This window comes from Pseudomonas duriflava (assembly GCF_007830155.1).
GTDB lineage: Bacteria > Pseudomonadota > Gammaproteobacteria > Pseudomonadales > Pseudomonadaceae > Chryseomonas > Chryseomonas duriflava.
This window is the reverse complement of the sequence record NZ_VLKY01000004.1, coordinates 203,509-229,582: the sequence shown is the minus strand read 5'-3', so window position 1 is coordinate 229,582 and position 26,074 is coordinate 203,509. Positions and strand designations below refer to the sequence as shown.

23 protein-coding genes are annotated in these 26,074 nt (G+C 55.8%); 11 read left to right on the top strand and 12 right to left on the bottom strand.

Annotation, left to right across the window (positions count from 1 at the left end):
• Positions 1-259 precede the first annotated feature (259 nt).
• From treA to IQ22_RS07420, 4 genes are all read left to right on the top strand, one after another.
• Entirely contained in the window at positions 260-1,906 is a 1,647-nt protein-coding gene (treA, locus tag IQ22_RS07435; protein WP_145140347.1) for an alpha,alpha-trehalase TreA, read from the top strand.
• Positions 1,907-2,176: 270 nt separating this feature from the next.
• Positions 2,177-4,141 carry an ATP-binding protein gene (locus IQ22_RS07430; RefSeq protein WP_244309004.1) on the top strand — a complete coding sequence of 655 codons (1,965 nt, stop codon included), beginning with the start codon at positions 2,177-2,179 and terminating at the stop codon, positions 4,139-4,141.
• Between the two features lie 159 nt (positions 4,142-4,300).
• Complete coding sequence (aroQ, locus tag IQ22_RS07425; protein ID WP_145140344.1) at positions 4,301-4,741, top strand: type II 3-dehydroquinate dehydratase; 441 nt, start codon at positions 4,301-4,303, stop codon at positions 4,739-4,741.
• A 110-nt stretch (positions 4,742-4,851) separates the two neighbouring features.
• Positions 4,852-5,697, top strand: coding sequence for a universal stress protein (locus IQ22_RS07420; protein WP_145140341.1), 846 nt, complete (start codon positions 4,852-4,854; stop codon positions 5,695-5,697).
• A 93-nt stretch (positions 5,698-5,790) separates the two neighbouring features.
• On the opposite strand, the gene IQ22_RS07415 is transcribed toward IQ22_RS07420, so the two are convergent.
• The 6 genes from IQ22_RS07415 to IQ22_RS07390 form a co-directional block, all read right to left on the bottom strand.
• A complete protein-coding gene (locus IQ22_RS07415) occupies positions 5,791-7,338 on the bottom strand; it encodes a sensor domain-containing diguanylate cyclase (RefSeq protein ID WP_145140338.1) in 1,548 nt (515 codons plus the stop codon).
• Between the two features lie 222 nt (positions 7,339-7,560).
• Positions 7,561-7,752: a hypothetical protein gene (locus IQ22_RS07410; RefSeq protein ID WP_145140335.1), complete on the bottom strand. Its 192-nt coding sequence runs from the start codon at positions 7,750-7,752 to the stop codon at positions 7,561-7,563.
• A gap of 168 nt (positions 7,753-7,920) precedes the next feature.
• The gene (locus IQ22_RS07405) at positions 7,921-9,093 is read right to left on the bottom strand and encodes a hypothetical protein (RefSeq protein WP_145140332.1); all 1,173 of its coding nucleotides are present in this window, start codon (positions 9,091-9,093) and stop codon (positions 7,921-7,923) included.
• Positions 9,094-9,345: 252 nt separating this feature from the next.
• A complete protein-coding gene (gene tesB / locus IQ22_RS07400) occupies positions 9,346-10,206 on the bottom strand; it encodes an acyl-CoA thioesterase II (RefSeq protein ID WP_145140329.1) in 861 nt (286 codons plus the stop codon).
• Between the two features lie 213 nt (positions 10,207-10,419).
• On the bottom strand, positions 10,420-12,033 hold the full coding sequence (locus IQ22_RS07395; RefSeq protein ID WP_145140326.1) for a SagB/ThcOx family dehydrogenase: 1,614 nt from the start codon (positions 12,031-12,033) through the stop codon (positions 10,420-10,422).
• A gap of 19 nt (positions 12,034-12,052) precedes the next feature.
• On the bottom strand, positions 12,053-12,649 hold the full coding sequence (locus IQ22_RS07390; protein ID WP_145140323.1) for a GNAT family N-acetyltransferase: 597 nt from the start codon (positions 12,647-12,649) through the stop codon (positions 12,053-12,055).
• A gap of 268 nt (positions 12,650-12,917) precedes the next feature.
• Here IQ22_RS07390 and IQ22_RS07385 point away from each other — a divergent pair, with 268 nt between their 5' ends.
• Genes IQ22_RS07385 through IQ22_RS07375 form a run of 3 tightly spaced genes read left to right on the top strand, consistent with a single transcriptional unit; the run spans position 12,918 to position 16,110 of the window.
• A complete protein-coding gene (locus IQ22_RS07385) occupies positions 12,918-14,540 on the top strand; it encodes a histidine kinase famiy protein (RefSeq protein WP_145140319.1) in 1,623 nt (540 codons plus the stop codon).
• The gene (locus IQ22_RS07380; protein WP_145140316.1) at positions 14,537-15,175 is read left to right on the top strand and encodes an exopolysaccharide biosynthesis protein; all 639 of its coding nucleotides are present in this window, start codon (positions 14,537-14,539) and stop codon (positions 15,173-15,175) included. The genes IQ22_RS07385 and IQ22_RS07380 overlap by 4 nt, the downstream gene beginning before the upstream one ends.
• Before the next feature lie 14 nt (positions 15,176-15,189).
• The gene (locus IQ22_RS07375) at positions 15,190-16,110 is read left to right on the top strand and encodes a histone deacetylase family protein (protein WP_145140313.1); all 921 of its coding nucleotides are present in this window, start codon (positions 15,190-15,192) and stop codon (positions 16,108-16,110) included.
• A gap of 4 nt (positions 16,111-16,114) precedes the next feature.
• Here the strand turns inward: IQ22_RS07375 and IQ22_RS07370 are convergent, their stop codons facing one another.
• Positions 16,115-17,506, bottom strand: a complete 1,392-nt coding sequence (locus IQ22_RS07370) for an NAD(P)/FAD-dependent oxidoreductase (RefSeq protein WP_208733616.1) — start codon at positions 17,504-17,506, stop codon at positions 16,115-16,117.
• Between the two features lie 61 nt (positions 17,507-17,567).
• Here IQ22_RS07370 and IQ22_RS07365 point away from each other — a divergent pair, with 61 nt between their 5' ends.
• Both IQ22_RS07365 and IQ22_RS07360 read left to right on the top strand, forming a co-directional pair.
• Positions 17,568-18,806 carry a BaiN/RdsA family NAD(P)/FAD-dependent oxidoreductase gene (locus IQ22_RS07365; RefSeq protein WP_145140310.1) on the top strand — a complete coding sequence of 413 codons (1,239 nt, stop codon included), beginning with the start codon at positions 17,568-17,570 and terminating at the stop codon, positions 18,804-18,806.
• Between the two features lie 160 nt (positions 18,807-18,966).
• Entirely contained in the window at positions 18,967-19,440 is a 474-nt protein-coding gene (locus IQ22_RS07360; RefSeq protein ID WP_145140307.1) for a PA2171 family ribosome-binding persister protein, read from the top strand.
• A 43-nt stretch (positions 19,441-19,483) separates the two neighbouring features.
• Here the strand turns inward: IQ22_RS07360 and rhlE1 are convergent, their stop codons facing one another.
• Both rhlE1 and yedA read right to left on the bottom strand, forming a co-directional pair.
• Positions 19,484-20,800, bottom strand: a complete 1,317-nt coding sequence (rhlE1, locus tag IQ22_RS07355) for an RNA helicase RhlE1 (protein ID WP_145140304.1) — start codon at positions 20,798-20,800, stop codon at positions 19,484-19,486.
• Positions 20,801-20,903: 103 nt separating this feature from the next.
• Positions 20,904-21,818, bottom strand: coding sequence for a drug/metabolite exporter YedA (yedA, locus tag IQ22_RS07350; RefSeq protein ID WP_145140301.1), 915 nt, complete (start codon positions 21,816-21,818; stop codon positions 20,904-20,906).
• Positions 21,819-21,975: 157 nt separating this feature from the next.
• Between yedA and IQ22_RS07345 the strand changes: the two genes are divergently transcribed.
• Positions 21,976-22,464 (top strand): Lrp/AsnC family transcriptional regulator, encoded by a 489-nt coding sequence (locus tag IQ22_RS07345; RefSeq protein ID WP_145140298.1) that lies wholly within the window; start codon positions 21,976-21,978, stop codon positions 22,462-22,464.
• Here IQ22_RS07345 and IQ22_RS07340 read toward each other — a convergent pair.
• From IQ22_RS07340 to IQ22_RS07330, 3 genes are all read right to left on the bottom strand, one after another.
• Positions 22,428-22,928 carry a LabA-like NYN domain-containing protein gene (locus IQ22_RS07340; protein WP_208733615.1) on the bottom strand — a complete coding sequence of 167 codons (501 nt, stop codon included), beginning with the start codon at positions 22,926-22,928 and terminating at the stop codon, positions 22,428-22,430. The genes IQ22_RS07345 and IQ22_RS07340 overlap by 37 nt on opposite strands.
• Positions 22,929-23,067: 139 nt before the next feature.
• The gene (locus IQ22_RS07335; RefSeq protein ID WP_145140292.1) at positions 23,068-23,802 is read right to left on the bottom strand and encodes a DUF2076 domain-containing protein; all 735 of its coding nucleotides are present in this window, start codon (positions 23,800-23,802) and stop codon (positions 23,068-23,070) included.
• 169 nt (positions 23,803-23,971) lie between these two features.
• Positions 23,972-25,336 (bottom strand): Gfo/Idh/MocA family protein, encoded by a 1,365-nt coding sequence (locus IQ22_RS07330; protein ID WP_145140289.1) that lies wholly within the window; start codon positions 25,334-25,336, stop codon positions 23,972-23,974.
• A gap of 131 nt (positions 25,337-25,467) precedes the next feature.
• On the opposite strand from IQ22_RS07330, the gene IQ22_RS07325 reads away from it, so the two are divergent.
• Positions 25,468-26,052 carry a cysteine hydrolase family protein gene (locus IQ22_RS07325; RefSeq protein WP_145140286.1) on the top strand — a complete coding sequence of 195 codons (585 nt, stop codon included), beginning with the start codon at positions 25,468-25,470 and terminating at the stop codon, positions 26,050-26,052.
• Positions 26,053-26,074 lie beyond the last annotated feature (22 nt).

The window sequence follows — 26,074 nt, the reverse complement described above, 5'->3', positions numbered from 1 at the left end:
GAAGGAAATAAGCATGCTTGATATCATATTGCCACACAGTATCACTGCAGCCATACGCCAAATAATATAAAGCGATCAACGCAATATGATTGTTAGTCTTTAACTATGGGCTCCCTCTAAAAAACCGAATCGCGAACTTAAGCCCTTTCTTTCAGGTCGATCAAAACGTTGACCTTGTCTGGCCTTAGGCGAACGGGCCTTAGATGGCCAAGCGCCTGCCATGCACGGCTGACTCCACGACTTTACTTCCTGGAGGCTTATGACTATCGCTCTCCCCTTGCGCCAGACCTGTTCGGTCTTTCTGTCGTGCTCACTATTGGCACTCACGGCTTGTACGAGCACTCCACCCCAGGCCACCTGGAGCTATCAAACCGCTTCCTCACGACAGGCCATACCGCCTGATCAAGCCTATCCGGAGCTGTTTCAGGCAGTTCAGCAGCAATGGGTTTTCGATGATCAGAAACACTTCGTCGACGCTCTGCCCCTTCGCGATCCAGCCCGTATACGAGCCGATTATCTGGCCCAGCGTGATCGCTCCGGCTTTGATCTGAAACGATTCGTCGACGAGAACTTTCAGCCGTCCGCTCCAGCCGAGACCCGGAAACCTACAACAGGCACCGACTTGCGCGAGCATATCAATAACCTTTGGCCCGCCCTGACCCGTCACTATGAACAGGTTCCTGCCTATAGCAGCATGCTACCGCTGCCTTACCCTTACGTCGTACCGGGCGGTCGATTCAGGGAGCTGTACTACTGGGACTCCTATTTCACAATGCTTGGCCTCATGGAAAGCGGCGAAGAAGAGCGGACTCGTCACATGCTGGATGATTTTGCCTACCTCATCGATACCTATGGGCATATTCCCAATGGCAATCGCACCTACTACCTGAGCCGCTCGCAGCCCCCCTTCTTTTCCTTTATGGTTGAACTCGAGGCACAAGCCAAAGGCGACAACGAGATCTATCGCCGTTACCTTCCGCAGATGCAAAAGGAATACGCCTACTGGATGGAAGGTGCGCAAACACTCAAGCCCGGCGAGGCGGCAAAACATGTCGTACGGCTGGCCGATGGCAGCCTGTTCAACCGTTACTGGGATGCCAGCGACACCCCGCGTCAGGAATCGTACATGCAAGACCGGGAAACAGCCTCCAAGGTGCCTGACCGCCCGGCCAGTGAGGTCTACCGTGACCTGCGCGCCGGCGCAGAAAGTGGGTGGGATTACACCTCGCGCTGGTTGGGCGACCGCAAGAACCTGGCTACGATTCGCACAACAGCCATCGTTCCGATCGACTTGAACAGCCTTATGTATCATTTGGAGGCCACCATCGCTCTGGCTTGCCAGAAAAGCGCCATGCCACGCTGCACGCAGAGCTATCAGGCTCGCGCCAATCAGCGCCAGCAGGCTATCGAGCGCCATCTCTGGAACAGCGCCGGTTATTACGCAGACTATGATTGGCAAAAGAACCAGCTCAGCGATCAGATCACGGCCGCCACGCTCTATCCCCTGTTCGCCGGCGTCGCCTCGCCGGAGCGGGCCCGGCAAACCGCCGCTACGGTAGAAACCCATCTAGTGAAGTCCGGCGGGTTAGCCACCACTCAAGTCCAGAATGGCCAGCAATGGGACAAACCCAACGGCTGGGCGCCGCTTCAATGGATAGCCGTGGACGGCCTGCGCCGCTATGGACACGATTCGTTAGCACGCACTATTGGCGAGAACTTTCTGCACCAGGTCCAGGCGCTTTTTCAAAAAGAGCACAAGCTTGTTGAAAAGTACGATGTCGAAGGCACCAGCCAAGGCGGTGGTGGCGGTGAGTATGCATTGCAGGACGGCTTCGGCTGGACCAACGGCGTTACGCTAAAGCTGCTGGATCTGTATCCCCAAAAGGAAAGCACGTCCCAACCCTGACCGGAGTCCTGAACCTTGGCGACTACTCGTCAAGGTTCAGGAAACATCATTGATAGCCATTGCCCCTTGAAACAGGTCCTCTTTTACTAATCCTGTGCACCATTTCTTTTTCCTCGGCCAGTGCTAGCCTTGTATACGTACATGGTTGAAGATAGTTCGCAGCGCCAGCGACACGGAGTCACCGCCTACTGAAAGGAAGCGTTTCATATTCGAAGCAGTCGCATCCCTTTTCTATAGCGTCCCTAGATCATTGATGAAACGAGTCATCTTGTGGATACGCCCGAAAGGTCTGGAACCGTGCCTTACGAAAGCCGTACCCTTTTCGACCGCCTGCAGCGGTTTGCTCTTCATCAGCACTGGTCGATGCCGGTTCGCTACCTAGCCGCCACGCTGATTGTTATTGTCAGTACCTTAATTCGCTTCAAGATACCGGTCCTCGGCTTGCCGTATCTGCTCTATATTCCGTTTCTGATGCTGATTAGCTTTGTCCTGGGGCTGGGACCGGGCCTGTACGCAACCGTTCTGGCCGCTTTGAGCGCGGCGTATCTGCTTTTGCCTCCCTCTTTCAGTTTTGAGCTGACAGCGGAAAACTGGACGGGCAACGCTCTGTTTATCGTAGTCAGTTTCAGCATCGTGGCTGTGTGTGCGGTGCTGCGCCACAGCCTTATCCATCTGCAGGGCTTCGCCGATACGCTCGAGCGCCGGGTCGAGACACGAACACGTGAGCGGGATCAGATCTGGCAAGTCTCACCTGACATGGTCTGCACGGCGAATCGCTCCGGCCACCTGATCGAATTCAATCAGGCCTGGAGCAAAGTACTGGGTTGGTCAGAAGAAGAGCTCCGAAGCCTATCGATCTGGGAACGGATTCATCCAGATGATATTGAAAACACTAGCCATGTACTGGCCTCACTCAAGGAAGGTGAAAACGTCTTCCGCTTCGAAAATCGCTGCGCTCGTCAGGATGGACAGTATGGTTGGCTGTCCTGGAACGCTGTAGTGCGTGACAACGTGCTGTATGCCACCGTACGCGACGTAACGGCTGAAAAAGAGCAGGCCGAGGCCTTGCGCAATGCCGAGGAGCTGCTCAGACATAGCCAGAAGATGGAAGCGGTGGGCCAGCTTACTGGCGGCATCGCCCATGACTTCAACAACCTGCTCACCAGCATTACCGGCAGTTTGGAAATGATTCAAATGCGCTTGGCGCAAGGTCGCCTGGACGCCATCAAGCGCTATGTTCAGGCCGCCCAGACAGCCTCTCACCGGGCAGCATCCCTGACCCACCGGCTGCTCGCGTTTTCCCGGCGTCAGACGCTGGACCCCAGTCCCACCCAGGCAAATGGCCTAATTGAGGGCATGCATGAGCTGATCGAGCGCACCGCAGGCCCCCATATCTGTGTCGAGACGGTACTAGCCAGGGATCTCTGGCCTACGCTCTGCGATCCAAACCAACTGGAAAATGCACTGCTGAATCTGTTCATCAATGCCCGCGATGCCATGCCGAACGGTGGCCAGCTAACCATTCGTACCAGCAACATGCGGATCGACCAAAGCTTAGCCAAACACTATGACATGGCTGTTGGCGAGTACGTAGCAATCAGCGTGACCGACAATGGCGTCGGCATGACGCCTGACATCGTGGCACGTGCGTTCGATCCGTTCTTCACGACAAAGCCGATCGGCATGGGAACCGGCCTTGGCCTCTCCATGATCTATGGATTCGCCAAGCAGTCTGGTGGACAAGCACGTATCGAATCGGAAGCTGGCCAGGGCACAACCATATGGCTCTATCTGCCTCGCTGCGAAAACGAGCGGCAGGGTGAGCACTTGCAGCCCCAGCTACTCAGCGCGCCCCGCTCGGGCACTGGGGAGACTATCCTGGTGGTGGATGACGAACCCATGGTCCGCGCCTTGATTGTCGAGACGTTGGCAGAGTTGGGCTATCAGATGATCGAAGCCGAGGATGGCCCTTCGGGCTTACAGATTCTTCAATCCGGCAGGCCCATCGACCTGGTGATTTCTGACGTAGGCATGCCGGGTGGCATGAATGGCCGTCAGATGGCTGATGCGGCACGGCAAACCCGACCAGACCTTAAAGTCCTGTTCATCACCGGCTATGCCGAAAACGCAGCTGTGGGCAACGGCAATCTTGAGCCTGGAATGCATGTGATGACTAAACCCTTTGCCATGGAGATGCTGGCCTACCGGGTCAAGACCTTGACCAGCCAGACGTGACGGGACGCTGACATGAGCCGGTCTGTAAAGGCAGAACGCATTTTTTCATCCAGCCGGCAGATCATTTATCCTCTAGCTTTACCTGGCGACCTGGCCTCAAGCCACCTACCCTAGGCTTATCTTTACACCAGCTTTTGATTTTCAAGGATAAACACCGTCATGTCACTTACCCTACTCGTGCTCAATGGCCCTAACCTGAACATGCTGGGAACACGCGAGCCTAGTGTCTATGGGCACGAAACCCTGGCCGACGTACAGGCGCTGTGCGAGCGTACGGCAGCCGCTCAAGGCATGGCCCTCGAATTCCGCCAGACCAACCACGAGGGTGAGATGATCGAGTGGATCCACCAGGCTCGCGGTCGCGTTTCGGGCATTGTGCTCAACCCAGGCGCCTGGACCCACACCTCGGTAGCCATCCGGGACGCTATTTCCGCAGCGGAAGTCCCGGTAATCGAAGTTCATCTTTCCAATGTGCACAAGCGCGAGGCCTTCCGGCACCATTCGTATGTTTCCCCGGTAGCCGTAGGCGTTATTTGCGGCCTTGGCTCTAACGGATATTGCCTGGCCATTGAGCATTTTGGCCACCTGGCCAAAGGCTGAACAGACTTGATTAAGGCACCCTACTCTGCGTTACCTAACGGAGCGGCTTGGTGCCTTCAACGCGGCGCTGCTTTCCCACAATAGTGCCCCTGTCCCTGAGGAGATTTGCCATGCCCTCTATCATCGCCTGTATCGACGGCTCGCCTTCAGCTACTGCAGTTTGTGACTATGCTGCCTGGGCCAGTCGCCGGGTCGAAGCGCCTTTGACCCTGTTGCATGTTCTGGACCGTATTCAATACCCAGCGCCGGGCGATCTAAGTGGAGCAATCGGTTTAGGCAGTCGAGAGCATCTGCTAGACGAACTGACGGCGCTGGACGAGAAACGCGCACGACTTGCGCGAGAACAGGGCGAACACCTGCTTTCCGCAGCCCGACAACGCGTCCTTGAGCAGAACGTTACCGATGTGCAGATCATGCACCGGCACGGTAGTCTGGTAGACACCCTGCAGGAAGTGGAAACGGACATGCATATGCTGGTTGTTGGCAAGCGCGGCGAACACAGCAGCGAAAGCGGCGTGGGCAGTCAATTGGAAAGCATCGCGCGAACATTGCATCGGCCTATGCTCGTCGTTACTGGTGCGTTCAAAGAGCCCAAGCAGGTCCTGATTGCCTTTGATGGTAGTGAAACGGCTCGCAAGGGCATCGAAACAATTGCCAGAAGCCCTCTCTTTCAAAAGCTTAGCTGTCAGCTTTTGTTTGTTGGCCTGGAATCAGATGTGATGCATAGCCAACTGGACTGGGCTCGGCAAACACTTGATATCGCTGGTGTCGATGCGACCATTGTCGTGCGCAGCGGCGAAGCAGTTGATGTCATTCCAAGCTACGTTGAGAGTCATGCTATCGATCTACTGGTCATGGGGGCTTATGGGCATTCAGCCATCCGGCGTTTTCTGGTGGGGAGCACAACAACCCGCATGATTCAACAAACGGCCGTGCCGCTGTTATTGTTGCGCTGAAGCAGCGGACGACAACAAAATTCCTGAACGCTCCTGGACACATGCCAGACGGCCCGCCGTACCCATAGCTAGCAAACCCTGCCAACCCCTACTTTAATCGGGTCGTATTTCTTCGGTGACCATCTCGCGAAACAGGCATACGCGATTACGACCCGAAGCCTTGGCCCGGTACAAGGCCTGATCAGCGTAGCGAATCAAATCCTGCGGCGTTCTCTCCTTTGCGACAGGCACGAAGCCATGCACGCCAGCGCTTATACTCACCTTGCCACACGGAGTGGCCCGATGGATAAGATTAAGATCGGCGACACGCCTGCGTAGCATTTCTGCTATTGCATAGGCATCAACGTCTTCCGTTTCCGGCAGCAGAACGACCAGCTCTTCCCCGCCGTAGCGGGCAGCCAAATCACCCGGACGCTGTAGGCATCGGTCAATCACCTGACTGATTACCCGCAAGCATTCATCACCGGCCAGATGACCGTAACTATCGTTGTACCCCTTGAAATGATCGATATCGATCAGGATGAGTGATAGAGAGGTGCCGTGTCGAAGGGCTCGCTTGAACTCAGTCTCCAGTTGAATATCGAATTGCCGCCGGTTGGCCAGTCCGGTCAGGCCGTCATACAAGGCAACTTGCTCGAGCTCCCGATTGGCGACCTCTAGTGCTTTCTGAGTGTTGAGGAGCTTGGCTTCGGTTTTTACTCCCTGCTGAATTTCCCGGTAGAGCAAACCGCCTAGCAAACAGAGCAATATCACGACAACGGCAGTAATCGCCGAATAGCGATAGGTATTAATCAACCAATCTTCAAAAATAGCCTGCTTGGACTTGGCCGCGAAAATGACCAGTGGGTAATTGTCGACGCGGCTGTAACTGTACATCCGCTCGATCTTGTCGACAGGAGAGACGCGGATGAAATGACCTTTCGGATGTTGCGGAAGGAGATCCTTGAAAATCTGTGTATTCCCAAGGTACAACCCAATAGCCGCCTCATCATAAGGCCGACGTACCAAAATCTGGCCATCCGACAAAGTCAGGCTGATGGCACCTGCCCGATCAATATCGAACCCATCGTAAAACTGTTGAAAGTAGTCCATCTTGAGACTGGCCAATACTACGCCGGCGAAGCGACCATCAGGATGGTTGTAACGGCGGGAAATAGTAATGACCCACGTCCCTGTCGAGCGGCTGCGAATAGCAGGCCCTATATGGGGCTTTGGACTAGTATCAGTCTGGTGGTAGCGGAAATATTCCCGGTCGTCATAGGTAGCGTTAAACGTGCCTGGCAGAGTAGCTACTAGGGCACGGCCTTTTTCATCCGTGACCAGTAACTCGTGCAACTGAGGCAAGTGATTCGTATAGCGCTCTTGAAGTTTCTGAATTCTTTGAAGACTAGCTGGCGTCGCCCCCTCGAACTCGAGTCGTTCGACAATACCGATCAAGGAAGTATCGGCCTCCTTGAAGGTATCGCTCGCATGCTGAGCCAATGATCGAGCGAAATTGTTTGTCTCGCTATGAGCAGCTTGCCAATGTACCTGACGTGCGTTCCATGCCTGTAATACATCAAGGGCGATTAAGGCCAGGGCCACCGCCACGATGAAAAACATGGTCAATGCCAAGATAGGCAGCCGCTTAGGCTTAGGCATGATTATACAGTGTTCCTATATAAGCCTTGCGAAGGGCCGGACTGGTCAACCCGTGCCCTCTAACGTGCCCATGTTAATGCTCCACCAGGGAGTCATTACGCTGTAACCAATGACATACCCATGATGAGGCCGGTTCGAACTTTACCCCGCCAGACCGATAAATGGCTATAACCGCAGCCGCTACAGAACAAAGAATAAGGCTTTTCCATCACCTAAACACGGTCATGTGTTTTTAACCGCCTTACGCAAGCGCTCGTTTTCCTTTTCGAGAGCGAGTACATAATGACGCAAATCCTTGATCACTGAGAGATGGTAACGCCGCTCGAGTTCAAGCGCTCGACAACGATCTTCTTCCGCCTGTACACCAGCCTTGTCGGCCTCTGTCCAGAATGCCTGATCCGCCATAGCCTTCATTATACCCTCCTTTGCCGAATACTGTTTTTTTATACAGTAGTCAGCAAAGGAAAAAAGGGCAACCTCTCGATCCATAAAGATTTTATGACTAACCCAAGGTGTTTAATAGCTAAGACAAAGGACGCCATTGGCAACAGATACCTCTGGCGTCTATGAAAGGATCTGGAATTATTGCTGGATGACCGACGCCATATTAGCCATTCCACTCTGGGCAATAGTGACTTCATTGCCTGCTCCTGAGTGTTCTAGCGTAATAACCTGAGCCGCCCCCTCCTGGGTCAATTGAATCACATCCCCTACCGTCTGGTTCTGTGTAATCATCATCTGATGGCTGTCGCCAACCTGAGCTACGTCAATCACACTGTCCATCGTACCCAGCTGGCTTAGGGTCATCTCGTTATCATTACCTGTTTGGGTCGCCACGATATCGTTGTTTTCATTGGTCCCGCCTGTCTGGGTAATACTCATCATGTTGTCATCCCCATTAACGGTAGTCGTGATGTCGTTAAGCCCGCCGGTAAACATGTAGCCGATACCGCCTGACTGAATAATCTCCAGGCTGTTGCGATTGCCGTTCTGCTCGGAGCCTATGTTATTGGCAAGGCCGCTCTGGTCGGCGTCTACTCGGTTATCATCACCTTGCTGGCTGACCTGAACGCTTGAGTTTCGTCCCATTACATCTTTTGCACTCAATCCTTTTTGTCTCACTATGGCGCTATTGCCGTTGCCTGATTGTTCGGCCACTGTCCACTGGTAGATCCATGACTGACTGACGTCGAGCAGGTTGTTATCACCCGTCTGGCGCAGATAGGCGTGAGTGAACGTACCTACCGTATCCTGACTGACATGAACCGTATTGGCATTGCCTACGGATGTCGCATCAATGAGACCGCCCTGGACCATATAATATTGCTGTAGAACATGAAGGTTCCCAGTGCCGTCCTGCACACTGGTGACCTGCCCTGTATACGAGTCGGTCTGACTAACGTTCACCTCATTGAGGCTACCTGTTTGTGTCAGGGTGACCCAGGCCTGTCCATTGATATCCTGGTTGACAGTAGCCAGATGATTATCACCTGAATGGTCAATCTGGACGCTTGCCCCGTCAGTATCCTCACCCTGATATACGGCAACGGTATTAAGCATGCCGCGTTGCTCGACGGACTGAATACTGTTGAGGCCAAGCTGCTCTTGGACGCTCTGGTTTCCGCTGCCCTCCTGGAGCAGCTCGGCAGTGTTGCTATTACCGGTTTGGGTGAGTTCTGCGCTGTTGGATTCGGCAGAGGCATATGGAGTGGCGGCGACGAGAAAAACGGCTGCGAAAGGTTTCAAGCTGAACATGGCGGAATCCCTGATTTCGGCTTATGAAGGGGCGATAGTCCTTGCGATACCCTCGATATCCTCGCGTCGACTATTACCCTGACAGCAATCCAGACTAAAAACGCGTCTGGCGAAATCAGCATAGAAGCTGACGTTAGCCGCCGTGCTCTTTATCCGCTCCAGTCATCAGGAGGCAGGCCATGGCATTCGTACCCTAAGAGGCTTATAAAAAAGGCCGCCTGGAAGGCAGCCCTGATCAGACACGAATACCGCTTAGCTGCGCTTGCGAATAAGACCTTCCTGAGCAACAGAGGCCACTAGCTGGCCAGCCCGGTTATAGATACTGCCCCGGCACAATCCACGCGCACCGCCTGCCCAGGGGCTATCCATTGAATAGAGCAGCCAGTCATCGACTCGAAACGGCTGGTGGAACCAGATGGCATGGTCGAGGCTGGCAATTTGCAGCTCCCTGTTCCAGAAGCTGATGCCATGAGGCAGCAGCGACGTAGGCAGTAGGTTAAAATCAGAGGCATAGGCCAAAAGATAGCGATGCAGTGCCGGATTATCGGGTAACTCGCCGCTGGCTCGGAACCAGACATGCTGAACCGGCGCCGTCGCCTCTGGGTTGAACGGGTGTGTCATCTTGACCGGACGAATCTCGATCGGCTTGGGTGCCAGCAGCTTGTCGCGCAGCGGCTCGGGAATAAGCTGGGCGAACTGTTGGATATAGTCCAACTCAGAAGCCAGCGTATCGGGCTCTGGCACGTCCGGCATGTCGCCTTGATGTTCAAACCCTGGCTCCAGGGCTTGAAAGGAAGCGCTGCAAAAGAAAATAGGCTTACCTTTCTGTATAGCAGTCACCCGACGCGTAGTGAAACTGCCACCATCACGTACGCGATCGACTTCATATACGACTGGTAGCATGACATCGCCTGGGCGCAAGAAATAGCCATGTAACGAATGCACTTGTCGTGAGGTATCTACCGTTTGGCTCGCTGCCGACAGTGCCTGCCCAAGCACATGCCCGCCAAACAACTGAGGAAAACCCAAATCCTGACTGCGGCCCCGGTACAGGTTTTCTTCGATGGACTCCAGGCTCAACAAAGTGACCAGATGATCCAGAACTGTGCTCATTATGGTTTCCGTTACGTTATCGTTTTAATAATGACGAAATCATACTCAATAAAACTGCAATCCTGTTGTTGTGTTTTTAGCCAGACCGCTACCGAGTAGTGCACCCCAACCCCGCCTGCTCAACCCGCCTAGCGGGTACTGCTTTCCCTTTACAAAGGGCTCTAGTCAATCGGCACGCCTTACCCATTACCTAATAATAAAAGGCGGTTTGCGCTACTGCGGCATAAAATCGTTGGGCGGCGCCGGATAGGCTGGTAGTGAGGTCAAACGTATGTCTACCGTGGCTCGGCCCATCGTAAAGTGATAAAGGCTTTGCCAAGCCGTGTCTGTGAACCCGAGCAGATCATGCACAAGCGGGTCGAAATAGCAGCCGATCCCTGTACCCGACAAGCCAGCTGCCTCGGCCTCCAGATAAAGGACCTGACCAATCTGTCCTGCTTCCCAGAACAGGCGTGGATAGCACCAGGCCCCTTGAGCCAGTGCCTCATCGAAACGCCCCATCATGGCCAGACTAAGGCAGCCGTCCGAGGCGATATCCTGCCCGCAGGCCAATCTTGCGGAAAGCTCTGTGGTATCGCCTTCCAACAGACGGAACAGCTTGAGATCTTCTGCGGCCGTTATGGCCTCCCAACGCAGATCGGAGCGTGCCGTTATTGTTAGTTCACCCTCACTGCGGGCCAACCAGTAAAGGCCAGGCGTGAGCCCTACGACACGGTGTACGAACAATAACAGGTCGACTTGAGCGGGCTTACCCAGGGTTGCGAACGGGACGGGGGAACGTGCTGGCAAGGTCCTTCTTAGCCAATCGAACAACAGTTCCGCAGAAATACCCGTTCGCCCGTCCATGGACTGTGCGCTGCGGCGCTGATGTAATAACGGTCGCAGCAACAGATCAGGATTTTCTTGGGTCAATACGCCCCGCTCGACAGGCACGCTATTTGGCACACGTCCTGGAGCGCGGCATGCCTCTGCCACACGTTCAAGCTCCGGCCAACAGACATACTCCCGCGACAGCCGATTCGGCGTGCCACGAAACTGCAATGCACGCATTACATCAAACAGACTGTCCGGCAAGGAAGGTTCGGCCGACAAAGGCGGACCAACCCATATCAGGAACTCCATACGCTCTCGCTCACTAAAGGACTCGCGGTCGAGTCCAAAGGCCGCGTCCAGCGTAGCGTCACCCACGCCTTGCAATACACGTGTTTCCCAGCCCAACGCGGCCGCCGAAAGCGAGACGGCTGCCAAGGCATGTCCTACATCATGCTGACAATAACGCCAGGCGCGCTCACCGTATTTCCAGGCCTCCCGCCAATAAATACTGGACAGCCCCAACAGAAAGCCGCCCGGTGGCAAGGCTTCAATAATGCTCTGATCCAGGATTTCAGGCAGTTCGGCCCGAATCTCAAGTCCATGGATATCGGCAGTATAGTGTGCCATCAAGGCGCGCTCACCCAGCGCACCGGGCGGCAATAGAACATACGCCTCCGTTGGGTGCAGGTTGCCTGAAGACGGATTGATACGCAGGGCCCACCGATTTTCGCCAGCCTCTTTCCAGGCGGAAATGGCCAGGCTGTCATAGAAAAATCGGGAAATACTGGCCGGGTCCAGCGGTGCTGGTTCACCCACCGGGCCGGCGAAAACAGCTTCGTAGACAGGAGAGTCTTCAAGCGCTCGGCGCAGCAGTGGGATCGTTTCGCATCCCCGATAACGCCGGAACGGTGCCGGCTGGTTGGCCCAGTCGAGTAGACCAGGGCCGGGTGCATAGCCCTCACGCCGATGCATGCTCACCTCATGATAGGCGCGAACGATATCTTCTGGGCTCATGTAATCCTCTGAATAGCAGTCAGCAAACCTGGATAGAATCACCCGTTTCCTGTTTGCGAATCCATTGATGGCGGCTCAGACGATATAACACATGATGACGTAGCGGATGGCCATCAGGCAGTCGGGGATGCTCGAAGTCATCTGCTGGGTCATAGCGCATGCCTAGGCGTTCCATCAAGCCACGCGAGCGTTCGTTGGCCGGAACGGTAAAGGCGACGATTTCTTCCAACCCGATCTGTTCAAAGCCAAACGCGAGTACGGCCTCTGCTGCCTCGTGAGCATATCCTTCATCCCAATACTCCGAGCCCAGACGCCAACCAATCTCGACAGCAGGCGTGAAGGGGGCCTCAAAATTTGAGTGCTCAAGCCCCACATACCCAATGAATGCGGGGCCATTCTTGACTTCAACCGCCCACCAGCCATAGCCATGCTCATGGAAGTGCTCTTGGATTCGCTCGATCAAGCGCTCGCTTTCCTCTTCGTCCAGGCATTTAGGAAAGAATTCCATGACTTTAGGATCAGCACTTTGCGCTGCGAAGGGAGCATAGTCATCCTTGCGCCAAGGTCTTAACAACAGCCGCTCGGTGCGTAAAACATGTGGATAGGCCGGATTCATAAGAACGTCCTCAACAATCACTTACTCTTGGGACTGTCAACTAGCGGTAGCATTCCCTGCACACTAAATTAGGTGTACTGAGATGTACTTAACTTGGCGTCATTAAAAGGAACCGGCACTATGACCAGTTGACCGAGTCGTACCCGGACTCCAAGTACTTGCTTACCCGACCACCTACCCGAGCAAATAATTGGCTCTGCCCTGAGTCGATAGCCGTATCGGATGGTCCTAAATATCAATATTGCGTTTCTTAGGCTTTTTAGGCGCTATGACTTCAGATAACCCAAAAAAACCGGTTGGCGACGGCCGCTATCACGTCACGGAAGGTATGCCCGATGAAGTCCATAGCCAACACAGCGATCTCTTTTTCGCTGCGGTGAAAATGACGCGCATTCCTATGCTCGTGACCGATCCTCGCCAGCCTGATAATCCAATTATTTTTGCAAACGAAGCCTTTTTAAGGGCGACCGGTTACGAAGAGAGCGAAGTGCTTGGGCGCAACTGCCGTTTTCTTCAAGGGCCTGATACAGATCTCGACATGGTTAAAGTCGTCCGAGACAGTATCGATGCGCGCAAGGAATGCTCGGTGGAAATCCTTAACTACCGTAAGGACGGCTCGACCTTCTGGAATGCCCTGTACATCTCGCCGGTTTTTAACAGGGCTGGAGAACTTGTTTATTTTTTCTCTTCACAACTGGATGTCAGTCGCCGCCATGATGCTGAAGAAGCCTTGAGCCAAGCGCAAAAAATGGAAGCCCTTGGCCAGCTAACCGGTGGTATCGCCCATGACTTCAATAACCTACTTCAAGTCATGGTCGGCTATCTGGACATTCTGCGGATCAATCTGGACCGCACGGATATGGACCGGGAAAAAGCCAAGCGGCATGTAGACAGCACTCGGGATGCCGTGAACCGGGCCGCAACCCTTACCCAACAATTGCTCGCCTTTGCACGCAAGCAGCGCCTGACCGGCCGCACGCTCAACCTCAATGAACTTATCGCCGGGCGCGTCGAGCTGCTGGCCCATACCTTGGGTGAGGCCTATCCGCTAACAACACGCCTCTCCTCCGAGCTGTGGAATTGCAAGATTGATCCTACCCAGGCCGAGATGGCCATGATCAATATCCTGGCCAATGCTAGAGATGCCATGGAATCTCGCCAGCAGGGACACGTTACTCTCGAAACACGCAATGTTGAGATCACGCCCCAGGACATGTCCTACGGAAGCCTGGCACCAGGACGCTATGTATGCGTCTCCATTACCGATACAGGAGAGGGCATCCCGCCAGAAATCCTGGGCCGTGTGCTTGACCCCTTTTTCACCACCAAGGAAGAAGGAAAAGGCACTGGTCTCGGGCTATCCATGGTCTACGGTTTCATGAAGCAATCCGGCGGAGCGGTCCGACTTTATTCGGAAGTCGGCATGGGCACTACGGTACGCCTTTACTTTCCAGCAGCGGCCCAGGATGACGCGGGCCAGAACACTACAGCGGCTTCTGCACCTTCCGACGAGCCAGGTCATGAAACGATACTGGTTGTGGATGACCGCGAAGAGGTCGCCGCGCTAGCCCAGGCTATTCTGGAAGAGTTCGGTTACTCGGTGCGAGTCGCCTACAACGGTCGTGAAGCACTGGCCGCTCTTGAAGCGCAGCCGCAGATTCACATGCTGTTTAGCGATCTGATCATGCCGGGCGGCATGAATGGTGTGATGCTGGCCCAGGAGGCACGTCGCCGCTGGCCTCATGTAAAAGTACTGCTGACCACAGGATATGCAGACACCACTTTCGAGCGCAACGAGACTGACACCTCGGAATTCGAGGTATTAAGCAAACCTTATGGCCGGCTGGAACTGGCGCGCCGGGTTCGACGAATACTGGATGAAGCTGGATGAGCGAAAACGATAATGTAGCTCTTGAAGATGACGACTATGCCTGTGCGCCCGAAGATGACAGTCCGATCAATCTTGAAACATTCCTGACCTGCCTGGAAGAAGTGGGTCGCAGCCCGGAAAAAGTATCTGTTAGACATCTGATCGATGCCATTGGTAGTCGTTCTTTCGGCCCTTTGATTTTGTTAGCCGGGCTTATCGCCCTGTCGCCTCTGACCGGTATTCCCGGAATTGCTACGCTGGTCTCGGTCTATGTTGTACTTGTCAGCGGCCAGCTTCTCCTCGGTCGCCGACACTTCTGGCTGCCCCGCTGGGTACTCAAACGCCAGGTACCTCGTAACAAGCTGCGTAAATCATTACGCCTGCTACATCCGGTCGCCCGGGTTGTAGATCGCTTTCTCCAGCCGCGACTCACCTTCCTGACCAAAGGACTCTTCCGATACCTCACGGCTCTTCTCTGCATTCTGATCGCCCTCAGTATGCCCGTGCTTGATCTCGTCCCGTTTGCCAACACCACGGCTGGCGCCGCCCTGACGGCCTTCGCCCTGTCGCTGATTGCCCGAGACGGGTTCCTGTTTCTTCTTGCCAGTGGCTTTTGCGTGGGGATCATCTGGATAATCGTTCGTTTGCTCTTGTGAATCCTCCTCCGCCCATGACTGCCCTTCCCCTCGTATACCACGACGATTACAGCCCACCCTTTCCAGCGGGTCATCGCTTTCCCATGGAAAAGTTCAGGCTCTTGCACAATCACCTAGTCGAACAGGGCCTGTTTACTTCCTTGAACGGGTATGCACCTGAATTGCCCTCGCCTGAGTTGCTTGCCCTGGCGCATGATCCTGTTTATGTAGAGCGCTATATGGCGGGCGAGTTGGGCATGGCTGAACAGCGTCAGCTCGGCTTGCCATGGAGCGAAGCCCTGGCTCGACGGACTGTACGCGCTGTAGGCGGTTCGCTGCTAACCCTAGAGTTGGCACGCGAACACGGCCTAGCCTGTCACTTGGCAGGCGGCACGCATCATGCTCATTACGACTTTCCTGCCGGATTCTGCATCTTTAATGACTTGGCCATCATGGCACTGTATCTCTTGGAGAGCGGACAGGCCGGTCGGGTCTTAATCTTCGATTGCGACGTGCATCAGGGCGATGGCACCGCCCGGATCCTGGAAAACGTTCCAGACGCCATAACCGTCTCACTTCATTGCGAGACCAATTACCCGGCCCTTAAGGCACGGAGCGATTGGGATATTCCTCTGCCCAAGGGCATGGGCGATATGGCCTATCGACAGGTTGTGGACGATGCTCTGAATTACCTGCTGCCGCTGTATCAACCAGATATAGTGCTGTATGACGCAGGCGTGGATGTGCATGCCAACGATGCACTGGGTTACCTTGAACTCAGCGATATCGGCATTGCCGAGCGGGATAAAACCGTCCTTCGCCATTGTTTGGGGCGGGATATTCCTGTTGCCGCCGTAATCGGTGGCGGTTATGACAAGGACCGGACCGTTCTCGCCCGACGCCATGGAATTCTGCACCACAGCGCCGCCGAAGTATGGCAGGAGCGCCTGGCCTGATCTGTTACAGCTTCATAGGTCTAGGCTTGGATCCATCCGTAAAGCGCGAAAAGCGAAACGCGTAAGGGTCAACAATGGGCGGTGCGCCGGTAACCAAATCAGCCGCCAACTGCCCCACCGCCGGCCCAACCCCAAACCCATGGCCCGACAATCCTGTCGCCACAATCAATCCCGGTACGCTATCGATTGGCGAAATCACTGGCACCGCATCAGGGGTCACATCGATAAGCCCCGCCCAATGCTGAACGATATGGGCCTGGGAAAAGACGGGAAACTGCCGAATCAGCTCATTCAAGGCCGCTTGGCTCTGTTTTAGATCCGGCTCCGGATCAAGCACCCGCATACGCTCGTAGGGCGATACCTGATCAAGCGGCACCGTTTTGCCTTCTTCCCATTCCTGCCGGAAGCGCTCATCCAGACGCAACCGCAGGCTGGACCACTCCGTCTTGAGTGTAGGCAGAAAATCCATAAAGAAACGAAAGCTGTCCGGGACCAGCGAGGCGATGTTCACGCTGCCGTTGGCGATGGTATAGCCCCCGTCCAAACGCTTGCGAAAGGCGGCCTGCTGCGTCCATAACGTGCAGTCAGGCCCTCCTTCGAGCGGAGCGGTTCGCAGCACACTGTTACGTACTTTCAACTGTGGCAGACGCACGCCCAGGTCTTTCAAGAAGCGGCTCGACCAGGCTCCGCCCGCCAGAACAACCGCCTCACAAGCAATACGGCCTCGTTCCGTCACGACGGCGCTGATCCGTCCGGCCGATCGCTCCAGGCCGCGTACGGCGCAGCCAGTCAGAATAATTGCACCTGCTCGCTGGGCTGCCCGTGCAATAGCCGGTGCCGCTTTCTGGGGCTCGGCGCGCCCATCGGTAGGGCAATAAATACCACTTTTCCACGCCGTTTGACCGCTGGGCAGCAGCGCGTCCAGTTCACGCCCGGCCACCATATACACGTCAACATTCTGGGGTCGCGCCAGAGCTATCCAGCGTTCATAGTCCAAGGCTTCCGCTTCCGACTCGGCGGAAAACAAAATGCCGGAGCGACGAAATCCTGTTTCGGCTTCGACAATTTCATTCAAGCCTTCCCACAGGCGCAGCGCTTCTACTGCCAGCGGGATCTCACGGGGGTCGCGGTACAGCTTGCGAACCCATCCCCAGTTACGGCTGCTTTGCTCGCCAGCAATATGGCCCTTTTCGCACAATATCGTTGGAATTCCCTGTCGAGCCAGCCAGAGCGCGGCGCTGGTACCGGCGATTCCGCCTCCGATAATAACCACAGAGGTCTGCTCAGGATGTTTCGTGTCCGTTTCTACCGGGTCTACTTGAGGTCCCATGCCTACCGCTCCGTTACAGAAAGAGTTGAACGACGCAAAAGCCATACCGCTATTGAAGCGGATCATGGCGCAATTCTCCTCTCGCTTCGCGGTAAACTAGGCCGCTTTTCTTCTGGCGATGGCTGTCATGTCTCACCCTAGCGCATCTCTCTCCCGTTCCGTTGTAGTCATTGGTGGCGGCCCTGCTGGCCTTATGGCGGCTGAAGTCCTGGCCAATGCCGGCATAGCGGTAGATGTCTACGACGCCATGCCCTCGGTAGGTCGCAAATTCCTGCTGGCGGGGGTTGGTGGCATGAACATCACGCACTCAGAGCCACAGCCGGACTTTCGTGCACGCTATCGCGAGCGGGAAGCAGACTTAACGCCCATACTGGACCGATTTGACAGCGAAGCCTTGCGCGAGTGGATTCATGGCCTGGGCATCGAGACGTTTGTCGGCACCTCGGGCCGCGTTTTTCCAACCGACATGAAGGCCGCCCCGCTCCTGCGGGCCTGGCTGCATCGGCTGCGTGAATCCGGTGTACGCCTGCATACCCGTCATCGGTGGCTCGGCTGGTCGGCTGAAGGCGCCCTGCGCTTCCAGACGCCCACCGGAGAGTTCACTGTCCAGGCCGAAGCCTGCATCCTGGCTTTAGGCGGTGCCAGTTGGCCTCGCCTGGGTTCGGACGGTTCCTGGACTGCACTGCTCAACGCACGCGGAATCACCCTCGCCCCGCTTCAACCTGCCAATTGCGGCTTTGAAGTAGCGGCCTGGAGTGAGCACTTGCGTACCCGGTTTTCCGGTGCGCCTATAAAACCTGTCTCCATCACTCTCCCTGACGGCACGAGCCGCCAAGGCGAATTTGTCCTGACCGAGACCGGTATCGAAGGCAGTCTGATCTATGCCTTGTCAGCAGACATCCGCACAAGGTTGCTGTGCGACGGTTCCGCTACGATCCACCTGGACCTGGCTCCCACCAAAGACCTGCATGCACTGACTAAAGCCCTAAACAAACCGCGGGGCGGCAAATCCATGGCCAATCACCTGCGTACCCAAGCTGGCCTGGAAGGTGCGCGCTCGGCTCTGCTGCGCGAGTTGGCACCGGCAGATGCTTTTCAGGATATGAGCCGCCTTGCTCAAACGATCAAGGCGCTCGCCCTGACAGTCGCTCGCCCTCGCCCCTTGGCCGAAGCCATCAGTACGGCAGGCGGCATCCCGTTCGAGGCGCTCGACAAGCAGTTAATGCTGAATGCACTACCCGGCGTTTTTTGTGCTGGCGAAATGCTGGACTGGGAAGCGCCAACAGGAGGCTATTTGCTGACGGCATGCTTTGCGACAGGACGTATCGCAGGCCAGGGAGCCGCCGCCTGGCTGGTACGTCGCTGAATAAGTTAAAAAGAACATGGCTTGAAAAGAGCGGCAGTTGAGCATTTCGTCACACTCCTCCGATCGGATGCGACGAACCGCCCGAGTGCCGCCATGGTCAGCTCTTATAGAGCCCGCTACGAGGCTTACCGTGATAGCCACCCGATAAGAGAGCCTGACCATGAACGCCATCGAACTGTTAAAGAACGATCATAAAGTCATCCTCGATATCCTCGAACAGCTCACCAATACCAGCGAACGCGCCGTTAAAAAGCGCCAGGAACTGGTTCAGAAACTAGAGACCGAACTGACCCTGCACACGCACATCGAAGAGGAAATCCTCTATCCCGCATTCAAATCAGCGGGCAAGAAAGAGGAAGCCAAGATGTACTACGAAGCTATCGAGGAGCATCGCGCTGTCGACTCTTTGGTATTGCCGCATATCAAGGCAACAGCTCCGGACAGCCTCGAATTTTCAGGTCGGGTAAAAGTGGTGAAAGAGCTTCTCGAACATCACATCGAGGAAGAAGAGGAAGAAATGTTCAAAGATGCCCAAGCATTACTCGGGTCTCAGCTGGATACCCTAGGTACACAAATGCAGGAGCGCAAGAAGTCGCTCAAGCAGGAATTGACCGCAGCACGCAAAGCGGCTTGATCCGACGGCCCGCCCCTGCATCAGGAAGCGGGCCATACCTTGTTTACTTTTTCTTGCCGAATCCCGGTGCTCGGCGAATTGCTTTGACGGCCGGCTTATCATTTTCGACCCAGCGGCCTAGAGGCTTGTCACGCTTTGCATCGCCTACCGTGTTCACTTTGGGCTTTTTGGGCTTCTTTGGCTTTTTCAGCACGATGCCGCCTGGCCCTGTTTGAGGAACACGATGCTCTGGAATGAAATCCGGCTCGTCACGGCGGGAAATTGTCTGGCCAATCAAGGTTTCGATTGCCGCCAGATAATTAACCTCATCGGCTGCGACCAATGAAATAGCCGAGCCGGTAGCACCCGCCCGCCCGGTACGGCCGATTCGATGTACATAATCTTCCGCCACAATCGGCAGATCCAGGTTGACCACGATAGGCAGATCCTGGATATCCAGGCCTCGCGCTGCCACATCGGTCGCCACCAAAATATCCACCTCGCCCGCCTTGAATCGCTCCAATGCCCGCAAGCGGGCCGGCTGAGGCTTGTCGCCATGAATCGAATCAGCACGAATGCCTTGCTGCTCAAGGGTTTCCACCAGCTGATCGACACCCTTGCGGGTCTTCGCAAACACCAGCACCTGCGACCAGCGCTTTTCCGCTAACAGATAACAGAGCAGCTCGGTCTTGCGTTTCTTATCAACTGGAATAAGCCATTGCTTCACGCTACGGGTGGTCGTGTTGCGAGGACTGATGTCGATGGTCAGCGGCTCGCGCAATAGCGGCTTGGCCAGCTGGCGAATGGCCTCGGAAAAGGTGGCGGAAAACAGCAGGGTCTGCCGGCGCTGCGGCAGCATGATGAACAGATCGCTCAGCTCACGGGCAAAGCCCAGGTCAAGCATCCGGTCAGCCTCGTCCAGCACCAGAGCCTGTACCTGATCAAAACGCACCGCGTTCTGATTGAACAGATCCAGCAGCCGCCCAGGCGTGGCCACCAGCACGTCTACGCCCTTACGCAATTTCATCATTTGCGGATTGATGCTGACGCCGCCATATACCACTGCCGTACGCAGCGGCAGGTGCTGGGCATAATCTTGTACGCTCGTATGCACCTGCTCCGCCAGTTCACGCGTCGGAACAAGGATTAGCGCGCGGATACGATTGGCCCCTACCGCCGGCCCCTCCTGAGCCAGACGCTGCAACAGTGGCAATGCGAAACCGGCCGTTTTACCGGTGCCGGTTTGCGCGGCCGCCAGCAGGTCGCGCCCCTTAAGCACGGCAGGAATCGCCTGCGCCTGAATCGGCGTCGGGATGGAATGCTCCAGCGCCTCGAGCGCACGCAATAAAGGTTCGATCAGGCCGAGCTCGGCAAACGTCATGACAATCAACCGCTAGAGTAAAAGTGCGGAATTCTAGGGGGCGCAGTGAGACGCGTCGAGTATTCCGCTCTAACCAGCGCCGCCGCCCGTCGTGGCTGGCTCGTCAGGCCTGCTCTGCGACAGCAACCTTACTTTTGCCAAAGCCCCATTGTGGCAGGTTGACCAGCAACACGGCGGCCACGATAACCAGCATAGCCAGCCACTCCTCCTGACCAATTGTCTCGCCAGCAAACAGGATACCCAGCAGCACGGCCACAACCGGATTGACATAGGCATAGCTGGTAGCCGCAGCAGGGCGGACATGCTTGAGCAAGTACATATAGGCACTAAATGCCACGATGGATCCAAGTAAGACCAGATATGCCAAGACCAGCCAGCCGCTCGATGAAGCGGGCAGACTAAGCGGCTCACCACTCAGACGGCTACCCAGCAACAAGATACATCCTCCAACGATCATTTCCACGGCACTAGCCATCGGCCCGGCCGGCAGCGGCAGACGTCGGCTCCAAACCGAGCCGAAGGCCCAACTAGCCGCGGCGAAAAGAATGAGCAACGCACCCGCAGGGCTGGTCCGCATGTTATCGCCCAGGTTAAGCAACAAAATCCCCACCAGTCCTAATCCGATTCCGGCCCACTCCAGCCGAGACGCAGGGTGTCCCCAGAACAAACCAAAGCACAAGGTAAACAGGGGTACGGTCGCGATGGCCAACGCCGCCACGCCGGATGCTACGCCCCAATGTTCCGCCAGCGTCACACCGCCATTTCCACAGCTGAGCAACAAAAAGCCGACCGCACCGCCTGCCAGCCACTCTCGCCCGGTAGGTAACGGCGCTCCCCGGGCGATCTGCCAGACAAACATCAGGATACCGGCGATTATGAAGCGTAGCCCTGCCATCAACATGGGCGGCCATGACTCCACCCCGATACGAATGACCAGATAAGTCGATCCCCAGATAACATACAAGGCGAAAAAGGCGCAGACGAGCAAGAACAAGGAGCGACGTGACTCGGAGAGCATGATCAGGACTCGACAGGTTAAAGCTGTATTTTATGAAGGCGATTACACATAGTTAATGCCGACCCAGATCTACTTTGCAGGCTATGCTTTCGAATCCATCAAAATAAACACGCTATGCCTTCGTTTCGAAAGCGCCCTTCTCTTTAGGAGGCTCTAAATGGACTATTATGATCGTCAAATCGTCAGCGCCTTGCTGGAAAACGGTCGCGCCTCGTTTGCCGAACTGGCCCGTCGCGTCAACCTTTCGCCCCCTGCTGTTGCCGAGCGCGTCGCTAAACTCGAAGCCAGTGGCATCATTACGGGTTATCACGCCGCCGTTAACCTGAAAGCGTTAGGGCAACCTATCGAGTGCCTGATCGCCCTGACGTTACATCGCACCAGTAATGAACGGCTACTTGCGGAACTGGCCACCATTCCGCAATTGACTGCCTGCTACCGGGTTACTGGCGAAGCGTGTGTCATGCTTAAAGCAGCGGTGGCCGACATGCTGGAACTCGAAGCCTTGATCGACCGGCTGATGCAGTACGGCATGAGCAAGACCTCGATGATCCTTTCCACACCGTTCGAACGCACCATACCGGCCTCCTTGCAATCGCCTGAACGGTCCGTTCAACGCAAGAGCAGCGTTTCTTCGATAGGCACATAATCATCAGCGGCTCGAATCAACGCGTGGGCTGTCAGGCCCGGCGCGCCATAAACGCGGGTATGGGTGCCGTAAACACTGCGAACTTTGGCAAGGAGAAGATCAAAGTCCCCGTCCCCGGAGGCCAGGATGATTTCATCCACCTGCGGCGCAGCGTCCAGCACATCAATAGTGATTCCTACGTCCCAATCGCCTTTGGCTGATCCATCGCTGCGCTGGATATAGGGCTTCAGCTTTACGTTGAATCCCAGATTACGCAGGATCTGCTGGAATTGTTTCTGCCGGGCATCGCCCCGCTCAATGGCATAGGCCGTGGCTTGGGCAAGGGAACCGCGCTGCATGATTTCCTTAAGGAAATTGGCATAGTGAAAGTGGCAGCCATGAATTTGGCGAACCGTATAATAGATATTCTGTACGTCAACGAATACGGCGATTTTCTTCACAACGCTCCTACGGGTCGATGCCATGAGACCGGCTTTTACAACGCGACTCCGTTCGCCCTTCATACAATCTTAAACAGAATAGGCCATTGGAAACGATAAAGGCAGCCAAAAGCCTGCCTTTATCGCTTAATGCTCAGTTTAAGCGAGACGCTTAGAGCCTTCTTTAGACAAATTGGTCATCGTCCCCGCCATCAAAGAAGCCGGAATCATCGCTACCGTAATCGGCCTGCTGGAACCCACTGTCATCGTAGCCTGCATCATAAGTGCCTGTGTCGCTAGCCTCAGCAAAACCTGAATCCTGCGCACCTGTATCTGCTGCAGCCGTAGCAGCCGCGTCCTCCTGGATTGCGCTAGCCACCTCCTCGGGCGAGTCATGGAACATATTGGAAATGGTTTCCGCCAGGAGCATACCGCCCGCAACTCCAACAGCTGTCTGCATGGCACCTGCAAGAAAACCACCCGAGCGTGACGGCGCAGCACCATAGCCTGCGTTTTGCCCGAACCCTTGACCATACCCTTGGCCGTATGAAGGCGCCTGGCGCGGCCCCGGTTCGTTCCAGCCTCCCCGGGCAGGAGCTGTCGACGCTGAAGGCCTGACGGGCTGCGGCTGCGAACTTCCGCCACCGAACAGATTGGACAGGAACCCACCGCTGCTCGGACGGCTCTGCTGCAACTGCGCCACCTGTGACTCCAGCTCACGAACCCGCTGGTCGAGTCGCTTGAGCGTGGCCTCCTGGATCAGGATGACTTGTGCCATGTAATACGGTGCTGCTGGCTGAGCCTGTAGGCGCTCTTGAATATACGCATCTGCCTGCTGATCACGCGGAGCCGTTTGAGCTTCAGCCTCTTTGAGACGTGTGAAAAGGCCTTCGATCAGTTGTTTCTCTTCGGATTGCATGTGACCCCCTAAGGACGGCCAATAAACGAAAACCCAGGCGCCGTAAACCTGCACAGGTGTTCGCGAAATCTGTTTGTTTAGCTGCTGATGCCCTTGTTGGGCAACAGGCTATTAAATGCCCTCTGTTCCGGCTGATTTCAAGTCCTCATACTGGCCATTCAGAATCGATTCAGCTCGAACCCTCCTGGCTGGGCGGCGTTCCCCGAAAGGCATCCTGCTCCTTGATTTCGTCCAGCCTGACAGGCCGCCCGGTTCGGGCAGATTCGTACAGGGCCTCCATGATCCGCTGATCCTGCAAACCCTCTTCGCCGGGCGTATACGGTTTCTTTCCGGTTACCACGCACTCAGCGAAATGATCCATTTCCAGAGCGAACTGATTTTTCTCGGGCGCATTGATCTGTTCGATGACCGGCGCGGTGAATTCAGACGTGTCTTCCCCCAGGCGGCTGCGCTTGAGTTGCAGGTTGCGATAGGAAAAGGCCGGGTCCATCTCCGCCCAGCCTTGCTCGCCGATCACCCGATAGCGCTTGGAATTGAACGTGGCATAGCTGGTCGTGCATTGCACACGTACCCCGCTGGGGAAACGCATCTGCCACAGCATGGCTTCCTCGACTTCCTTGAAGCGCGGATCGCCTGGCGTGCTGTATAGGCTGGCAAACACCTCTACCGGCTCCTCACCCAATAGAAAGCGCGCCGTGTTCAAGCAATACAGCCCGATATCCGGCAAGGCGCCGCCACCTGCCATGGCCTTTTTGTGCCGCCACTGATCGACATTTTCCTTCGATTGATTCTGGCAGTTGGCCATGTCGATCAGCTTGATGGTACCCAACGTCTTGGCTTCACGTGTCCAACGCATCACCTGATGATTCATCGGCTCGTACTGGATACGGTACGCGACCATCAATAACCGATTGGCCTGGGCGCAGGCATCAATCATTTCCTGACATTCCTTCACCGAATTGGCCATCGGCTTTTCGCACAGCACATGCTTGCCAGCCTTGGCCGCCCGCACGGTGAACTCATGGTGCATGCTGTTGGGCAGCACAATGTAGACGGCATGCACATCTGGGTTCTCGCGGATCTGATCGAAGTTCTGGTAGTTGTAAATTCCGCTTTCCGGCACGCTGTACATCTGGGCAACCCGCAGGGCCTTGTTTCGGTCGCCACTCACCAGCGCCGTGACCTTGCATCGCTTGGAAGAGGCAAACGCCGGCAGGATTTCCTCGAGTGACAGCCGTCCGATGCCGACCACAGCGATCCCAACCCGCTGATCACGGCCCAGCTGTACCGGCATATCGGTCTTGTCGGTCTTACCTTCCTGCATGTGCGGCAATGTAATGGGCTTGGGCAATTGTGTCGCCGGCTGGCCAGTACCCTCTATGGATCCGGCCACTCCGGCACGGTCTGGTACAGAGCTCGTCTGGGCCCAAGCGCTGTTGGCAGCAAGGCCGAGCATACCGGCGGCTACGGCGCCCTGCCCGGCATACAGGAGAAATCGGCGGCGGTCGCCAAGAGCCTCGGTCTCATCGATCATAAAGAAAACTCCTGAAAGAAGGCTTTTTTTCAGAAGCCCTGACCAATACCCAAGTTCCTAAAATCCGTGACAAGGCTTGGACAAAAAGCCTAATGGACTTACAGTCCAAGAAACGCATGCCAGAGCCTCCCATGTCCAGCACTCCACCAGCGCTCCTGATCATCGACCAGCAACAAGGCCTCCTGTCGCCAACGCTGGGCCCGCGAAACCATCCAGAGGCGGAGCAGCGTATCGAGACATTATTACTGGCGTGGCGCCTACATGCGTGGCCCGTTGTCCATATCCGCCATATTTCACGCGAATCCGGCTCGGTCTTTGCCCCCGGGCAAGCGGGTGCCGACTTTCAGCCAGCCCTGCGCCCTCTCGCAGGTGAAGCGGTATTTGAGAAAAATGTGACAGACGCCTTTATCCACAGCGGGCTTGAACGCTGGTTGCATGTACGCGGTATCCGCCACGTCGTGATCACCGGCGCGGCCAGCGAGAATTCGGTCGAGGCCACGGCACGCACGGCCAGTAACCTAGGCTTTGTGACACTGGTAGCGGAGGACGCCTGCTATACCTTTGCCAAGCGGGACTTCTACGGCATACCTCGGCAGGCGGAGGAGGTTCATGCCATGGCCATGTCCAATCTACAGAATGAATATGCCAACGTGATGACTACGGCCTGCTTGATAACCCAGCTCGGCCTGTCCCCTTCACTACCGCCGATCGGCTAGACTGCTGGCCTGTTCCACCGGA

What these genes read in the sequence shown, in the direction of transcription:
- IQ22_RS07375 (WP_145140313.1), top strand. Translation starts at nt 15,190, where the DNA reads ATGACTGCCCTTCCCCTCGTATACCACGACGATTACAGCCCACCCTTT.
- rhlE1 (WP_145140304.1), bottom strand. Translation starts at nt 20,800, where the DNA reads ATGACGTTTGCCGAGCTCGGCCTGATCGAACCTTTATTGCGTGCGCTC.
- treA (WP_145140347.1), top strand. Translation starts at nt 260, where the DNA reads ATGACTATCGCTCTCCCCTTGCGCCAGACCTGTTCGGTCTTTCTGTCG.
- IQ22_RS07420 (WP_145140341.1), top strand. Translation starts at nt 4,852, where the DNA reads ATGCCCTCTATCATCGCCTGTATCGACGGCTCGCCTTCAGCTACTGCA.
- IQ22_RS07380 (WP_145140316.1), top strand. Translation starts at nt 14,537, where the DNA reads ATGAGCGAAAACGATAATGTAGCTCTTGAAGATGACGACTATGCCTGT.
- IQ22_RS07325 (WP_145140286.1), top strand. Translation starts at nt 25,468, where the DNA reads ATGTCCAGCACTCCACCAGCGCTCCTGATCATCGACCAGCAACAAGGC.
- IQ22_RS07335 (WP_145140292.1), bottom strand. Translation starts at nt 23,802, where the DNA reads ATGCAATCCGAAGAGAAACAACTGATCGAAGGCCTTTTCACACGTCTC.
- tesB (WP_145140329.1), bottom strand. Translation starts at nt 10,206, where the DNA reads ATGAGCACAGTTCTGGATCATCTGGTCACTTTGTTGAGCCTGGAGTCC.
- yedA (WP_145140301.1), bottom strand. Translation starts at nt 21,818, where the DNA reads ATGCTCTCCGAGTCACGTCGCTCCTTGTTCTTGCTCGTCTGCGCCTTT.
- IQ22_RS07395 (WP_145140326.1), bottom strand. Translation starts at nt 12,033, where the DNA reads ATGAGCCCAGAAGATATCGTTCGCGCCTATCATGAGGTGAGCATGCAT.
- IQ22_RS07330 (WP_145140289.1), bottom strand. Translation starts at nt 25,336, where the DNA reads ATGATCGATGAGACCGAGGCTCTTGGCGACCGCCGCCGATTTCTCCTG.
- IQ22_RS07405 (WP_145140332.1), bottom strand. Translation starts at nt 9,093, where the DNA reads ATGTTCAGCTTGAAACCTTTCGCAGCCGTTTTTCTCGTCGCCGCCACT.
- IQ22_RS07340 (WP_208733615.1), bottom strand. Translation starts at nt 22,928, where the DNA reads ATGGCATCGACCCGTAGGAGCGTTGTGAAGAAAATCGCCGTATTCGTT.
- aroQ (WP_145140344.1), top strand. Translation starts at nt 4,301, where the DNA reads ATGTCACTTACCCTACTCGTGCTCAATGGCCCTAACCTGAACATGCTG.
- IQ22_RS07415 (WP_145140338.1), bottom strand. Translation starts at nt 7,338, where the DNA reads ATGCCTAAGCCTAAGCGGCTGCCTATCTTGGCATTGACCATGTTTTTC.
- IQ22_RS07365 (WP_145140310.1), top strand. Translation starts at nt 17,568, where the DNA reads ATGTCTCACCCTAGCGCATCTCTCTCCCGTTCCGTTGTAGTCATTGGT.
- IQ22_RS07390 (WP_145140323.1), bottom strand. Translation starts at nt 12,649, where the DNA reads ATGAATCCGGCCTATCCACATGTTTTACGCACCGAGCGGCTGTTGTTA.
- IQ22_RS07360 (WP_145140307.1), top strand. Translation starts at nt 18,967, where the DNA reads ATGAACGCCATCGAACTGTTAAAGAACGATCATAAAGTCATCCTCGAT.
- IQ22_RS07410 (WP_145140335.1), bottom strand. Translation starts at nt 7,752, where the DNA reads ATGAAGGCTATGGCGGATCAGGCATTCTGGACAGAGGCCGACAAGGCT.
- IQ22_RS07385 (WP_145140319.1), top strand. Translation starts at nt 12,918, where the DNA reads ATGACTTCAGATAACCCAAAAAAACCGGTTGGCGACGGCCGCTATCAC.
- IQ22_RS07345 (WP_145140298.1), top strand. Translation starts at nt 21,976, where the DNA reads ATGGACTATTATGATCGTCAAATCGTCAGCGCCTTGCTGGAAAACGGT.
- IQ22_RS07370 (WP_208733616.1), bottom strand. Translation starts at nt 17,506, where the DNA reads ATGATCCGCTTCAATAGCGGTATGGCTTTTGCGTCGTTCAACTCTTTC.